Origin of the sequence: Paenibacillus sp. FSL P4-0338 (assembly GCF_038002365.1) — a bacterium.
Taxonomy (GTDB): Bacteria; Bacillota; Bacilli; order Paenibacillales; family Paenibacillaceae; genus Paenibacillus_AQ.
The window spans coordinates 3113982-3129346 of the sequence record NZ_JBBOCG010000001.1 but is presented as its reverse complement, the minus strand read 5'-3'; the positions used below and the strand labels follow the sequence as shown (position 1 = coordinate 3129346).

At 52.5% G+C, this 15365-nt stretch carries 11 protein-coding genes; 8 read left to right on the top strand and 3 right to left on the bottom strand.

Going from position 1 to position 15365, the window contains the following annotated elements:
- The first annotated feature begins 10 nt into the window (after positions 1-10).
- Entirely contained in the window at positions 11-904 is an 894-nt protein-coding gene (locus tag MKZ07_RS13780) for a carbohydrate ABC transporter permease (RefSeq protein WP_036699441.1), read from the top strand.
- 20 nt (positions 905-924) lie between these two features.
- Positions 925-1731: a Nif3-like dinuclear metal center hexameric protein gene (locus tag MKZ07_RS13775; RefSeq protein WP_341026160.1), complete on the top strand. Its 807-nt coding sequence runs from the start codon at positions 925-927 to the stop codon at positions 1729-1731.
- 48 nt (positions 1732-1779) lie between these two features.
- Here MKZ07_RS13775 and MKZ07_RS13770 read toward each other — a convergent pair whose 3' ends face one another.
- Both MKZ07_RS13770 and MKZ07_RS13765 read right to left on the bottom strand, forming a co-directional pair.
- Positions 1780-2349, bottom strand: coding sequence for a hypothetical protein (locus MKZ07_RS13770; protein WP_341026158.1), 570 nt, complete (start codon positions 2347-2349; stop codon positions 1780-1782).
- On the bottom strand, positions 2346-3974 hold the full coding sequence (locus tag MKZ07_RS13765; RefSeq protein WP_341026156.1) for a xylulokinase: 1629 nt from the start codon (positions 3972-3974) through the stop codon (positions 2346-2348). The genes MKZ07_RS13770 and MKZ07_RS13765 overlap by 4 nt, the downstream gene beginning before the upstream one ends.
- Positions 3975-4920: 946 nt before the next feature.
- Between MKZ07_RS13765 and MKZ07_RS13760 the strand changes: the two genes are divergently transcribed.
- The 5 genes from MKZ07_RS13760 (at position 4921) to MKZ07_RS13740 (ending at position 12483) form a co-directional block, all read left to right on the top strand.
- Positions 4921-6504, top strand: a complete 1584-nt coding sequence (locus MKZ07_RS13760; RefSeq protein ID WP_036699446.1) for an acyl CoA:acetate/3-ketoacid CoA transferase — start codon at positions 4921-4923, stop codon at positions 6502-6504.
- 55 nt (positions 6505-6559) lie between these two features.
- Positions 6560-7795 carry an L-lactate MFS transporter gene (locus tag MKZ07_RS13755; protein ID WP_036699448.1) on the top strand — a complete coding sequence of 412 codons (1236 nt, stop codon included), beginning with the start codon at positions 6560-6562 and terminating at the stop codon, positions 7793-7795.
- A 55-nt stretch (positions 7796-7850) separates the two neighbouring features.
- Positions 7851-8804 carry a DUF561 domain-containing protein gene (locus MKZ07_RS13750; protein ID WP_036699450.1) on the top strand — a complete coding sequence of 318 codons (954 nt, stop codon included), beginning with the start codon at positions 7851-7853 and terminating at the stop codon, positions 8802-8804.
- Between the two features lie 104 nt (positions 8805-8908).
- Positions 8909-10297: a sigma-54 interaction domain-containing protein gene (locus MKZ07_RS13745; RefSeq protein ID WP_341026154.1), complete on the top strand. Its 1389-nt coding sequence runs from the start codon at positions 8909-8911 to the stop codon at positions 10295-10297.
- A gap of 68 nt (positions 10298-10365) precedes the next feature.
- A complete protein-coding gene (locus MKZ07_RS13740) occupies positions 10366-12483 on the top strand; it encodes a serine hydrolase (RefSeq protein WP_341026153.1) in 2118 nt (705 codons plus the stop codon).
- A 694-nt stretch (positions 12484-13177) separates the two neighbouring features.
- Here MKZ07_RS13740 and MKZ07_RS13735 read toward each other — a convergent pair.
- The gene (locus MKZ07_RS13735; RefSeq protein ID WP_036699652.1) at positions 13178-14137 is read right to left on the bottom strand and encodes an ankyrin repeat domain-containing protein; all 960 of its coding nucleotides are present in this window, start codon (positions 14135-14137) and stop codon (positions 13178-13180) included.
- A 184-nt stretch (positions 14138-14321) separates the two neighbouring features.
- Between MKZ07_RS13735 and MKZ07_RS13730 the strand changes: the two genes are divergently transcribed.
- On the top strand, positions 14322-15362 hold the full coding sequence (locus tag MKZ07_RS13730) for a leucine-rich repeat domain-containing protein (protein ID WP_036699649.1): 1041 nt from the start codon (positions 14322-14324) through the stop codon (positions 15360-15362).
- The last annotated feature ends 3 nt before the right edge of the window (positions 15363-15365 follow it).

Genomic DNA, 15365 nt, shown 5'->3' with positions numbered 1-15365 from the left:
GGAAATTCAGATGATCCAAACAAGAGGAGAACGGGCGTTTACGGTATTTTCTGCGGTCGTGATGATCCTGCTGACGGTTTTTGCTTTTTTGCCCTTCCTGCTGATTGTAATTGCTTCGTTCACTGAGGAGACGGCCCTGATCCGCAACGGTTATAGCTTCTTCCCGGAGCATACCAGCCTGGAGGCGTACCGGTATATTAAGTCCTCGGCGTATATTTTCATCAGAGCATACGGGGTTTCCTTTCTGGTGACGATCCTTGGAACCGCGATTGGACTGCTTATAACAAGCATGCTGGCTTATCCGATGTCGCGGTCTGATTTCAAATATCATAATACGCTGGCCTTTGTCGTGTTTTTCACCATGCTGTTCAGCGGGGGGATTGTGCCTTCGTACATCATGTGGACCCAGTATTTCCATATCAAAAACACACTGTGGGCGCTGATCCTGCCCAATCTGCTGGCGAACGGGTTCAACGTCCTGCTGGTCCGTAACTACTTCAAGAATAATGTGCCGCTGGAAATTATCGAAGCCGCCCAGATCGACGGTGCCTCGGAGCTGCGGACCTTCTTCCGCATCATGCTTCCGCTGTCCATGCCGGTCATGGCAACGGTCGGGATGTTCATGGGCCTGGCCTATTGGAATGACTGGATCAATGCGTTATATTTTGTATCTAAGCCGCAATTGTACGGTATTCAGAATCTGCTGATGCAGCTTATGAGCAACATCCAGTTCCTCAATTCCGGCCAGGCCGGGAGTGTGCTCGGAGCCGACACAGTATCGCTGCCAAGTACAGCGGTGCGGATGGCGATGGCGGTGCTGGGTATTGTGCCGGTGCTGTTCGTCCTGCCGTTCATGCAGAAGTACCTGACCCGCGGCGTGGTTATCGGAGCTGTCAAAGGCTAAATATGAAAGGAGATGAGCGTATGAAAGTGCAAGAGGTGATTGACCGGATTCTGCTCGATTGCTGCGGGGGACGGAGGCTGGAGCAGACCTGCGATGTGCTGGCGAGCGGCAGTGAAGAGATGGAGGTCACGGGGATTGTCACAACGTTCATGGCGACGGTGGAGGTCATCAAGGAAGCTATTGCTGCTCGCGCCAACCTGATTATCACTCATGAGCCGACCTACTATACCGGCAACGATACGCTGGACTGGCTGCAGATGGACCCGGTATATCTGGCGAAAAAAAAGCTGATCGAGGAGCACGGCATTACGATCTGGCGCTTCCATGACCATATGCATCTGGCGGATACGGACCGGATCTATGACGGCCTGCTGAAGGAGCTGGATTGGGCGGATAAGAAGCTGGACGACAAGGACGCCTGGGGATATCTGATCGAGGAGACTACCGTGGGCGAGCTGGCCGGCTTCCTGAAGCAGCGGCTGGGTATGAAGGTGATTCAGATTGTCGGCAACCCGGAAGCGCCCTGCTCCCGTATCGGCATTCTTGTCGGCGGCGGCAGCCTGGGACTGGGCCGGGAGCAGATGCCGATGGAGCTGATGCAGGAGAAGAACCTGGATGTGATGGTCTGCGGCGACATTACCGAGTGGACCTTATGTGCTTACATCAATGACGCTGCGATGCTGGGCATGAACAAGGCGATGATCGTGATCGGTCACGAGCGCTCCGAGGAATGGGGCATGAAGTATATGGCGCAGTGGCTGGCGCCGCTGGTGGACGGGGTTCCGGTTACCTTCGTGGATGCCAGGGAGCCGTTTGTGTATTTGTGAGGCAAAAGCAGCCATCCACCGCTACCGGGAGGATGGCTGCTTTTTATACTACTGCAAGACGTAATTGCCAGTAGCTCTGTAATTACCTGCCTTGGCATCCCAGGTGAAGATCCCCTCTGCCAGATCCCAGCCGCCGCCCTCGTCCTTGAAGTCCTTCCAGTATTGGTGCAGGCGCCCCTTCTTATCGATCTCGGCTCCCTGATCCCCCATGAACTGAAGCTTCTTGGTCAGAGTGCCATAGTTCAGGCGGTAGACCGAGACTTGGGTATTCGAGGGCAGATAATCCACGGTAACCGCCAGTTGCTTCTCCGTTGGAGAGACAGCGAAGATTTGCATATCCGCTTCATCCTCTCCGAACTCCATAATCTGCTTATCAATTAATACAACTACACCCTTGGAGTTCACCAGATACAGATTGCCCGACTCTGTGAGCAGGAAGCTCTCCTTCTTCTGATCGTTATTCAGGTCTGCGGTCTTCAGCAACCGTACCGTTTCCCCCGGGAACTTTTGCTTCAGCAGTGTCTTGGCATCCAGCGCTTCAGCATAGGCCGAAGGGGCGGAGGCTACCAGTAACAGGGAGGCTAGCGCTCCTATGAGCTTGTTCTTTTTTATTTTCATATGAAGAAGTCTCCTTTCTTCCGGTTCTCCAGTAAATGATCTACCGCCGCCTGTTCGATGGGCAGACCCCCGGTGTAACGCTCCATATAAAGGGCAAAGCCCTCCACATCAGTAGGGTTAGGCGCTACCTCCTGTCCTTCCATGTTACAGAACACCTTAGAGGTCAAGTAATCCGCCAGGCTCTCGTTCGGCTCCTTATGCATCATATAAGAGGCCAGAATAGCTATTCCCCATGCGCCGCCTTCACCAGCCGTAGACAGGACTGAGACCGGAACATTGAGTGCTGCAGCACAGATCCGCTGGCCAACCTGCGGGGTGCGGAACAATCCGCCATGCGCTGAAATACGGTCAATAGTTACCCGTTCCTGCCCGGTCAGAATCTCCATTCCGAGCCTTAACGCAGCGAAGGCGCTATACAGATGCACTCTCATGAAGTTAGCCAGAGTGAAGCGGCTCTGCGGCGAACGGACGAATAGCGGACGTCCCTCAGCAAGTCCGGTGATGTTCTCGCCTGAATAGTAACCGTAGCTCAGCAAGCCGCCGCCATCCGCATCTGCTTCCAGTGCCTGGTTCAGCAGGACGCTGAATAACTGGTCCATGTCTGGCGTAAGGCCCATGGCCTCATAGAATTCACGGAACAAGCCGACCCAGGCATTCAGGTCGCTGGAGCAGTTATTGGCAAGTACCATAGCAACCGGGCTGCCTTCCGGTGTATTCACGATATCAATCTCAGGGTGGACCGCACTTAGATTCTGCTCCAGCACAAACATAGCAAAGACCGACGTCCCTACAGAAATATTGCCAGTTCGTTTCCTGACACTGCCTGTAGCCACCATACCTGTTCCGGCATCGCCCTCCGGCGGACATAGCGGGATACCGGCCTGCAAACGGCCTGACGGGTCGATCAGCCGGGCACCTGCTTCACTGAGCTTTCCTGCATTCATACCGGCTGTATACACTGTAGGCAGGATATCTTGCAGCTTCCAAGGATAGCCTCTCCCGGCAATTAGAGTCGTGAACTGCTTCACCATAACTTCATTGTACTGCTTCGTTGCTTCATCGATGGGGAACATCCCGGAGGCATCCCCGATTCCGAGAGCCCTGCAGCCGGTTAGCAGCAAGTGAACGTAACCCGATAGTGTCGTAAGATAATCTATTCTGGCCACATGCTCTTCACCGTTCAAAATAGCCTGATACAAGTGGGCGATACTCCAGCGCTCTGGAATTTTGAACTGGAATGTCCCGCTTAGCTCCGCAGCAGCAGCGCTTGTTGTAGCATTGCGCCAGGTACGGAATGGAACGAGCAGCTCTCCCGCTTGGTCCAGCGCAATATATCCCTGCATCATGGCCGAGCAGCCTATGGAGCCGACGGTTTGCAGAGTGACGCCATAGGTCTGCTGAACCGCTTGCTGTAATTGCTGGTAGGCTGCTTGCAGACCTTGAACTACCTCCCTGAGATCGTAAGTCCAGTAACCCTTAGTGAATTGATTCTCCCATTCATAGGTGCCGGAGGCGATCGTTTCAAAATGGTGATCGATCAGCACAGCCTTGATTCGTGTGGACCCGAACTCAATCCCAAGCGACGTTTCTCCCTGAACAATTGCCTGTTTGACGGAATGCGTCATGACAGCGTTCCCCCTCTAGCTAAAATTGTCCAGAATATAACATATACAAGGGATAGTGTCCAACCCTTCCGCTCATTTTTGAAAATATAAGAACTTATATGTTTCAGACGATAACTTATCCTTATATTTCTCGCTGAAACGGTACCGTCCTTTAAAAGGACAGCGAAGCCGTTTCTACTTGACCGGTTTTGCCCTGATCGGCTGTTGCAAATATGCAATGCACCCCCCGTAAGAAAAATAATTTATTTTTTTTGGCCGCGCTAAAATGTCTTGAAGTCTTATCTCTGACCCTTTGACTGATCCGCCGGACAGGATATGCCTTGGAGCGCTGGATTTAATATCCATCCAACCTGGCTGGAGAAAACAGTGTGGTTATTTTGCGACTGGCGGGTCCTGCCGGAATGCAGAAAATATAACCCAGATTGGGAGCAGTATTCCGGTATGTATAAGAAGCACTAAAGATATTAACGAAAAGCAAAAAGAAGCGGAGGGGAAATTTGGAACTGTAGGAGCGGAAGCGACCGCCTGAAAGCTTTCCGTAGGAAAGCTAGCTATCTACAGCATCAGCTGTCACCGGATTTCAACCGCTATTAGCGGTACAAATCAAGAAATCTGGTGGCGGGCAGCGGCCGGAAGTCCAAATGTTCACCGCAGCGACGACGAAGCTTTGAGTTCGACCCTTAATAGGCTTGAATTTTAAGAGAACAGCTGCCCAACAATCTGCCCAATCCGCCAAGCCAGTCGCAAAAAAACAACAGAAAAATGCCTTGAATTCAAGGCATTTTGGAGCTATTGACCGGTCATATATTCTGTATTACGATGGCCTTGAGAAAACTTTCACAAAGAAATTCAGTCTCGCAAATCAGCAAGAATGAGACACACAGAAGGGCCATCATTTTTTTTGACAAGTGTAGTGAAATAATTCACATAAAGAGGAGCAGATGAAATGACAAAAGTAATTTCAGCCGCCAAAGCAGCGGAACTCATCAAGGACGGGGACACAGTAGCAGCGAGCGGATTCGGATTATCCTGCTGGGCAGAAGAGATGGGGATCGCCATTGAAGAGCGCTTCGTGCAGACCGGACAACCGAAGAATCTGACCGTGATGCATGCCAGCGCCGTCGGCAACCGCCGCGATAAGGGCATGAGCCACCTGGGGCATGAAGGCCTCATCAAACGCTGGATTGGTGGTATCGCCATCGCTTCCCCGGGATTGGCCAAGCTGATTGAAGAGGATAAATGCGAAGCCTACAACCTGCCGCAAGGGGTCATTACCCAGCTCTACCGCGAGATTGCTGCCAAGCGTCCAGGTGTGATTACCAAGGTAGGCATGGAGACCTTCGTCGATCCCCGTGTTGAGGGCGGCAAGATGTCACCTTCTACGAAGGAAGACATTGTGAAGGTGATTGAACTAGAAGGCGAAGAGTGGCTGTTCTACAAGACCTTCCCGATTCAGATCGCCCTGATCCGTGGAACCGTAGCTGACGAGAATGGTAACCTCACCCTTGAAAAAGAAGGCCTGCACATGGAGGTTCTGCCGATCGCCCAGGCCGTCCGCAACTCTGGCGGTATCGTGATCGCTCAGGTAGAGACCGTGGCCAAGAATGGAACCTTGAATCCCAAGGATGTGAAGGTTCCGGGCATTCTGGTAGATTACCTCGTCGTGTCCACCCCGGAGAATCATTACCAGACCGAGAATACGCAGTATAATCCGGCGTTCTCGGGCCATGTCAAAGTACCGGTAGATTCGATTGAAATCCTGCCGCTGGATGAACGCAAAATCATCTCCCGCCGCACAGCCGTAGAGCTTCAGCCGAATACCATTCTGAATCTCGGTGTCGGCATCCCGGTGAATGTAGCGAACATCGCTGCTGAAGAGGGCGTGGACGACCAGCTGATTCTGACGACAGAGGCAGGCTCGATCGGCGGGGTTCCCGCAGGTCTGAAGGACTTCGGCCATGCGTACAACTCAGAGGCGATTGTAGATCATGATGCCCAATTCGATTTCTATGACGGCGGCGGCATTGACCTGTCGGTCCTTGGTCTGGCCCAGACGGATGAGTCGGGGAACGTGAATGTCAGCAAATTCGGCACACGGGTTGCGGGCTGCGGCGGATTCATCAATATCTCTCAAGCGGCGAAAAAGCTGGTGTTCGCGGGTACTTTTACAGCGGGCGGGCTGCAGATTAAGGTAGAGAACGGCAAGCTGCACATCATTCAAGAGGGCAAAGCCAAGAAATTCATCTCAAAGGTACAGCAGATCACCTTCAGCGGATCTTATGCCGCCAAGGTTCAACAGCCGGTTGTGTATGTTACGGAACGCGCCGTCTTTGAACTGCTGAACGGTAAAATGACCTTAACCGAAATCGCACCAGGCATCGACTTGCAGACAGAGATTCTGGATCAGATGGACTTCAAGCCCGTAATTTCACCGGACCTGAAGGAGATGGACGCGGCTATGTTCCAAGAGAACTGGGGCATGCTGAAGTCGATTATCGCCGATAAGAACCGGGTTTTGCAAGAAGTATAGTCAATGTAAGTACCTTAAGCTGAACTTATAAACTAACTAAAAAAGGGATGATACCATGAACGTAGAGTTGAACCGCTGGAGGATCTTGATTGCCTCAACGATCATTAATATCTGTGTAGGCGCCATTTATGCTTTTAGTATTTTCGCACTTCCATTAACGAAGGTTTTCAGCGTGAGCATGCCGGATATTATGATTGCTTTTACCATTAATGCAGCGATTTCCCCGATTCCAATGATCCTAGGCGGTAAGCTGGTGGATAAAGGAGGAGCCAAGAAGGCGGTCTTCATCGGCGGTGCGATGTTCGGAATTGGTTTCATTCTCTCGGGTCTGGCTACTGCACCTTGGATGCTGTATATCACTTATGGTGTTATTACCGGGATTGGCCAGGGAATCGTGTATTCCTCGACCATCGGGAACAGCGTGAAGCTCTTTCCGGATAAAAGAGGTCTGGCAGCGGGGATCGTTACCGCCGGATATGGCGGCGGCACCATTGCTATCGCTCCTATCGCTAATGCGCTGATCACCAGCAATGGCGTACAGTCTGCCTTAATTACACTGGGTGTTGCTTTCCTGGTGATTATTCTAGGGCTTGGGTTGCTCGTCAAACCCGCCCCGGCCGGCTATGCTCCTGAAGGCTGGACCCCTCCGGTAACCGGAGCAGCCAAGGCTTCTGTGAATGTACCATGGAATGAGATGATCAAGAAGCCGTTATTCTATGTGATTGCCTGCCTGTTCCTGATCGGTGCCCTGTCTGGTATGATGGTAACCGCGAATGCTTCTGTAATCGGTCAAAAAATGTTTGGCTTAACCGCAGCCGCCGCAGCGCTCTACGTAAGCTTGTACTCGCTGAGCAACTGCCTGGGCCGTGTGTTCTGGGGCGCAGTGTCCGATAGAATCGGCCGCGTGAAATGCCTGCTCATGATCTATCTGGTCATTGCAGCTATGATGCTCACAATTGCTTTATCGTCTTCTGTCGCCGGATTTGCTGTCGCCATTGCCGGAATCGGCTTATGCTTCGGCGGAACAATGGGCATCTTCCCGTCCATTGTCGGTGAGAAGTTCGGGATGAAATATTACGGCGTGAACTACGGTGTCACCTTCATCGGCTACTCGGGAGCCGCGTTCTTCGGACCGAGAATTGCCGGTAGTGTAGCGGCAGCCAATGACGGCAACTTCACGAATGCTTTTTACATCGCGCTGGTCATCTCCCTGGTCGGCTTCGCCTTAACCTTCGTCTACAAAGCGATGGAGAAGCAGAAGGCTGAGCCAGAAGTGGCTAAGGCGGCTTAAGAAATGGCCGGAAGTTCATATAAACAACATTAATTAATATATGGAGGTAATTATAATGTCGTTTACACAACTGTTAGGAATTAAATATCCAATTTTCCAGGGCGGTATGGCTCAGATTGCCGTGTCTCCACTGGTAGGCGCTGTGTCCAATGCGGGCGGGCTGGGAATTATCGGCTCCGGCGGCTTCACCGCCGACCGTCTCCGTGACGAGATCCGCAAGGCCAAAGCAAGCACCGATAAGCCGTTTGCTGTCAACCTGATGCTGATGATGAACAATATCCCTGAGCTGATCCAGGTTATTATTGAAGAAGGCGTGAAGATCGTAACCACAGGCGCAGGCACCCCCGCTCCTTATATGCCGATTCTGAAGGAACATGGCATTATCGTAATTCCGGTAGTCCCTTCCGTCAAAATCGCCAAGAAAATGGAAGCGCTCGGTGTCGATGCGATTGTGGCTGAAGGAACGGAAGCTGGCGGACATGTAGGTGAAACTACGACGATGGCCTTGCTGCCGCAAGTTGCCAGCGCGGTATCGATTCCGGTAATCGGGGCCGGCGGAATTGCCGATGGACGCGGGATTGCCGCTGCTTTTGCACTCGGAGCTCAAGGTGTTCAGGTTGGAACCCGGTTCCTCGCGACTGTGGAATGCCCGACACATGAGAACTTCAAGCTGGCAGTCATCAACGCCGATGATACCAGCACAACTGTAACTGGCCGCAGCTTGGGCGGTCCGGTAAGAAGCATTAAGAACAGTATGATTGCCGAATTCCTCAGAATGGAGAATGAGAAGGCATCGCGTGAAGAGCTGGAGAGCTTAAGCCTGGGCTCGCTGCGCAGAGCTGTATTTGAAGGGGATACCGATACCGGCTCCGTGATGGCTGGACAGATCTGCGGGATGGTGAACAAGATTACTACCGTGGAAGAGATGATCACCACTATGTTCGCTGAAGCGCAGGAAGTCATGGACAAGATGGGCAAAGTAACCTTCGAAGCTGTAGCACATGCCTGATTAAAGTTTGCTCCGCACCAGCCAAATGGTATCATTGATCTAATGATGCTGTTTGGCTTTTTGTCTAGCCGGAATGTAAGCGTTCATATCAAGGGTTAGGACTGATGAATGTGACCAAAAAAAACAAAAACACCCATAAACCCTCAATCGACGAGTTCGTGGAAGAATATCCGTCTACGTTATTTGTTACCGATCAGAACGGAAATATCCTAATCTCCAATGAATTCACCGCACTAACCATCGGCATCCATCTGGAGGAGCTGCTTAAGGCGAACGTTCAGGATCTGGTCAAGGCGGGTTATTACACTCATTCCATTACTATGGAGGCTATTGCGACCAAGCAGAAGGTATCCCGGACCGTCAATACCTCCAGAGGCTTCCATGTCTTCTCGTCGGCGATTCCCATTCTGGACAAGGACGGGGAGGTTCAGCTGGTCGTTACCACCTCCAACGAATTCAGCCAGGAGCAGAACTATTATGAAGCCAATGTGCCTGTCGCCCAGCAGATCCATAAGCAGTTAGGCGGTATGGCAGCGGAGAAGAAGAAGGGCATCGTGGCCGAGAGTCTGGCGATGAAGCAGATTATTAAGGTCTGCAACCAGATTGCGTCTTATGACAGTAAGGTGCTGATCTACGGCGAATCCGGGACGGGCAAGGAAGTCATTGCCAAGTACATCCATCTGAAGAGCGAGAAGTGGAAGGGTCCGTTCATTCCGATTAACTGCGCTGCGATTGCTCCGGCTCTATTTGAATACGAATTGTTCGGGTACGAGAAGGGCGTGCTTGAGGGCCAGACGGAGGTCAAGGCCGGTATGATTGAAATTGCGAGCGGCGGCGTACTGTTCCTTGATGAGATTGCCGATCTGCCGATGGAGATGCAGGCCAAGTTATTGCGTGTGCTTGAAAATAATGAAGTGAGACGCGTAGGCGGAATTATGAATATTCCGGTCCATTGCCGTGTGATCGCAGCCACCAACCGGGATCTGTGGAGTCTGGTCAAGAAGGGGCTATTCCGCGAAGATCTGTATTACCGGATCAATGTGATTCCGATTTATATTCCGCCGCTGCGCAACCGCAAGCTGGACCTGGTAGGGTTAATCTCCAGCTTCATCGCCAGCTTCAATAAGATGTACGGCAAGAAATATGTGCTCAGTGCCGAAGAGTTCGACAAGATGCTGAACGAGCCCTGGCATGGGAACGTGAGAGAATTAAGGAATTACATCGAGAGACTGGTCGTAACCGAGCATGTGGCCCTGAGTCCGCAGGAAGAGGAGCCGGCCTACGACTGGTTCTCCCTGGACCATTTTATCGAGAAGAATAAGCAGCAGCTCTCTACCCTGAAGGATTTCACTGCCATAGCGGAGGGCCATTATATCAAAAAAGTGCTTAAAGACTGCTCCGGAAATGGTACAGAAGCGGCCAAGCGGTTGAGTGTGGACCGGTCGGTGATTTACAGAAAGCTGAAGAAGATGGAAGAGGTATTGCGGAATTAGTTGAACCAATTCCCAGGATAAGGCGTATTACTTCTATGCCTATATTCTATGGAAATGGAGTGAATTGAATGAATTTGTCATTATTGCGCCGCCGCTCTGCCTTTTGGACAAGAACCGTACTTGCGGCTACCCTGGTGCTGACACTGACGGCTCCGGCTGTCCATGCCGCCGCTGTTCCCCCTGCTTCTTCGGCCGCTCCGGCTGCAGCGGCTGTAACGGGCAAGCCGCTGACTACTGAGAATGTGGATGCCTTCCTTAAGCCGTTCTTCAGCTCGAAGGAGGTGCAGGCACAGCTTGCCGGTGCTGTTGTGGTAGTTGTTAAGGACGGCAAGACCGTAGTGAAGGAAGGCTTCGGATATGCAGACAAGGCTGCCGCAAGCAAGGTAGACCCAGACAAGACCGTCTTTCGCCTGGCCTCCGTCTCCAAAACCTTCACCGCCACTGCTGCCATGCAGCTCGTGGAGCAGGGGAAGCTCGATTTGAAGGCGGATTTTCAAACCTATACCGGCAAGCTGGCCTTCGACAATCCCTTCGGCGTTCCGGTAACGGTTGCGGATCTGTTGACTCACACAACCGGCTTCCGTATCCAGGACCCGATGCCGGAGGATTTCAATCAGGATTTCACCACCAAGGTGTCGATTGAGGAATATGTGGTGAAGCATATGCCGCCGGTGGTGCGCAAGCCGGGCACCTCTTACATGTATGACAACTTCGCTTCGATGCTGCTCGGTCTGGTGGTAGAGAAGGCCAGCGGCATGCCGTATGAGGATTATATGCAGCAGCATGTATTCGCCCCGCTGAAGATGGATTCAAGCGGCTTCCTGCTGGAAGGTAAGCTGAAGGACAATCTTGCTACTGCTTATGATGCTACTGGCAAAGAGGTCGATCTGTACAATGTGACGCCAACCGTGATGCCTCAAGGCGGCATGCTGTCTACTGGCGATGATGTTGGGAGGTTCATGACGGCTTTTCTGAACGGGGGTGCGGTTGACAATACCCGTATTCTTAAGGAAGACACAGTACAATCTATGGAGGAATACCGCTCCGAGATTCATCCTTTGCTGCCGAATACCACCTACGGCTTTGAAGCGCCTATTCAGCTTCCGGGAGCCGGCAGCAGCTCCAAGATCATTACCAAGGCTGGTGATTTAGTCGGGTTCAGCACGTATATGGTTCTAATCCCCGAGCAGAACACCGGGGTGTTCATTGCCTATAATCAGCAGAGTGCACTGCGGGAGCAGTTCTATCCGGCCTTTATCCAGACATTCTTCCCGCAATATGCCTCTCCGGTGAAGCTGGATGCCTACAAGCCGAAGAGTGCTGAAGCGCTGAAGGCATTCACTGGCTACTATGCGGATCTCCGTATGAAGAGTCTGGTGTCTACAGTCTCTGTGCAGAATGGTGCGCTAATGATTAACGATACTTTTCTGGGTTCCCGCAAGCTGATCCAGGTAGATGATAATCTGTTCACGGATGAGCTGACCGGTAAGTTAACGGGCTTTGCTCTGGAGGCAGACGGACAAAGCGCTTATATGAAGGAGCCTTACCTCAATCCGTTCAGCTACGGGCAAAAGGGGCCGGATGGCGTCGGTTATGCCGATGTTCCCGCAAGCCATCCTTATGCAGCTCCGGTTCAGATGCTCCAATCGCTGGGGTATCTGACGAATGATGCCACGCTGAGCTTCCAGCCTGAGGCGGGCATTACGCGCGCCCAGTATGTGCGGCTGATGATGGAGAGCAGCGGACTCAAGGGAAGTTCGACTGAGAAGCTGGCCTTCCCGGATCTGCAGGGCCATCCCGATGCCGCTTTCATTCAGCAGGCAGTTGAGCTGGGAATGATTGAAGGAACAGCAAGCGGAGAATTCCAGCCGGACCGGGTGATCTCCCGCCAGGAGGCTGCGGTCATGATATGGAGAGTATACAATAAGCAATACCCGGATAAAGTGTTCCAGAACGTGAAGCTATCCGGTACTACAGATAAATGGGCCGTTCCGGCCGTGAAGATGGCCGTTGCCCTGGGCCTGTACGGACCAGACTTCAAGCCGGATGCCAAGGGCGCCGTGGACTACAAGTCCACAGCCGCACTGAGCAAAAAGGAGAACGCCGCCATTCTGTACGCGCTGTTCTCGAACCCGATCGACCAGATCGTGAGCAAGCTGTCGCAGGCTGCGGAAGGCGGGAAGTAGGAACCTGCGGTTTGCACAGCAGGTATGACTAATGTGCCGGAGCTTTGGGATGATGCTATTTATGAAGCTGTCTAGTCGAAGCTTCCGGCGACAATGAACACAGGACCGGCCTTGGGCTGGTCCTGTTTCGTTGTGGAACCGCCGTGCTGTATAAGGGCGGGTATGGGGGCGAGAGGAGTAGAGGAGTAAATGAGTAAATGAGAGGGATAAATCCCTTTGGTGAGGGTGGAGGTGGGCAGGATGAGTAAATGAGAGGGATAAATCCCTTTGGTGAGGGTGAAAGTGGGCAGAATGAGGGAATGAGAAGGATAAATCCCTTTGGTGAAGGTGAAAGTGGGCAGAATGAGGAACCGAAGAGCACTAGTGCACCTGATTCCGCCGAAAGCGGGTGATATGAGGAAATGAAGAGCACTAGTGCACCTGATTCCGCCGAAAGCGGGTGATATGCTGAAATGAGGAGCACTAGTGCACCTGATTCCGCCGAAAGCGGGTGATATGAGGAAATGAAGAGCACTAGTGCACCTGATTCCGCCGAAAGCGGGTGATATGCTGAAATGAGGAGCACTAGTGCACCTGATTTTGCTGAAAGCGGGCGATATGCTGAAATGAGGAGCACTAGTGCACCTGATTTTGCTGAAAGCGGGCGATATGAGGAAATGAAGAGCATTAGTGCCCTCAGTCCGCCCAGCGCTACTTACTGATGTGCGGACTGAGCGCCCAGCCCCTCCAGCCATGCTGCTAGTTCAGCAGCATGGCTGCGCAGAGCGGCGTCCAGGGGAGTGAGGCCGTCCCATGGGGAGGGCCAGCTTAGCTCGGCTCCCTGGCCGAGCAGGTATTCGGCGGCGGCGCGTTGTCCGCCGTGGCAGGCGCACCAGAACGCAACATTTACCTCGTCCGGTGCTGTTGAACCGGAGCTTGCGCCCCAAGGGAAGCGGCGGGAGAGCAAGTATCCGGCGAAGTGGGCTTCCATCCTATCAAGCAGCCCGAGCGCCGCCGCATGCCAGAGCGCTGAATTGGCCCCGCGCTCCACCAGCCGCTGCGCTGCCCGCCACTGTGCGAATGCCACGGCATCGTCCAACGGGGTCCCGCCAGCGATGACGGCGCCCGAGGCCTCAATGTCAGCGCCGGCGTCAAGTAGAAGGTCCAGCACCTCGATGTCATCGCAGCTTGCTGCCCAGTGCAGCGGCGTCTCGCTGTGCGGTCCGCCGAACTGGGCATTCGCGTCTGCCCCAGCTTCTATCAGCGCCGTTACAACCGCTGCATTATTGGGATAATGCCCCGGCCAGTCGGTAGCAATATGCAGCAGTGTACGTGACATCCCTCGATCAGTGCCGCCGCCTGTGTTCTCGCTGTTTGCTCTTGTCCCAACGTCGCCACTATTAGCATTACCATTGCCTTCGTTACTAGCCCCAGTGTTACTAATGTCCTCGCCGACAGTCTCTGTAATCCCGGCATCGCCAGTCTCCCCGCTCCCGGTCCCTTCGTTACTTGCACGCCCCTCTTCAGCCCCAACAATCCGGGCTTTAGCGAGCCCCGGGTTTCCAGCCAGTAATTGTGTCAATCCCGGCACATTGCCGGTACGAATCGCCTGCACCGCCAATACTGCCAGTGGATCATCATATGCCAGCCAAGTCTGAGGATGCTCATTGTTCATCCGTTAACCCCTCCGTTTTCGGTTCGACAGTGTCCCATAGTCATCACTGCATCTTCCAGCATCTATAGATTTCCTTCATTATAACAGAATAACAGATGCCTAATGATGGAGGCGACTTCATCCGAAGTGATCCATTCTCCAGGGTATGGTAGAATAATTCCAACGATCCGGGAGGGGGAGAACCATGCAATTTGAGATTAGCCTTGATTTCGCAGATGAACGTTTCCGGGAGTTTGTAAAGGAGAACTTCTGCGGTGAACGTGAATCGATACGTAAGAGTGACATAGACTCAGTGACCACATTAAACCTGGGAGGCCGGGGAATCTCAAGCCTTCAAGGGATTGAACATTTTACAGCCCTTCAGGAGCTGGATTGCAGCAGGAACAGCCTCCGTACCCTGGACCTCAGCCGGAACACGAAGCTGGAGAAGCTGGAGTGTCAGGAGAATATGATATCCACATTGGACTTAAGGAGTAATCCCGGACTCACGTTACTCCAATGTTGCTATAACTCGCTGCATGAACTTAACCTTGAGCACAATACAGCATTGGAGCAGCTCGATTGCAGCAGCAATTATATCATTACTCTGAATATCGCAGAGTGTAAGGAACTTGTGGAAATCCGCTGCAATCATAATCATCTGACCCGCCTGGAGACTAGCAATCATCCCAGACTTACGAGTCTGCGCTGCTTCAATAATCATGTTACGGGTCTGGACCTCAGCCATAATGTTAAGTTGACCAAGCTCTATTGTTCTGAGAACAAACTGACGGTACTGGATACGAGCCATAATCCGCAGCTTGTGGAGCTGGATTATGCCAATAATCTCATCACCCAGCCTGATCATGAGGTGGAGGGGGTAGGAACCTTGCTCTATGACACTACCTTCACTTGCTATAGCGCAATTCTTTCCTATTCGGGCCATGAGCTTCCTGTGACAGCGGAGGTAAAGACCAAGACTGAAGCGGAGCATTTAACCTCTCGGATTCAAAAGGTATGGGGTGAATTGGACAAGCTGCTTGACCTTGTATTGCAACAGATTGCCGAGGCCCATCCGGATGAAGATGTGAATGAGCTAGAGCTGGCCGAGTTAATATTCACTGAAGATTATTCCTTCCGCATCGGCTATGATGCCGGGGATGCACCTGCTGGCAGGCTCTGCATCTATGCAGCATTTGACCCTGAGGGAGAGCTTGATCCTGAGCTTATCTATGAAATGTATTAGGCA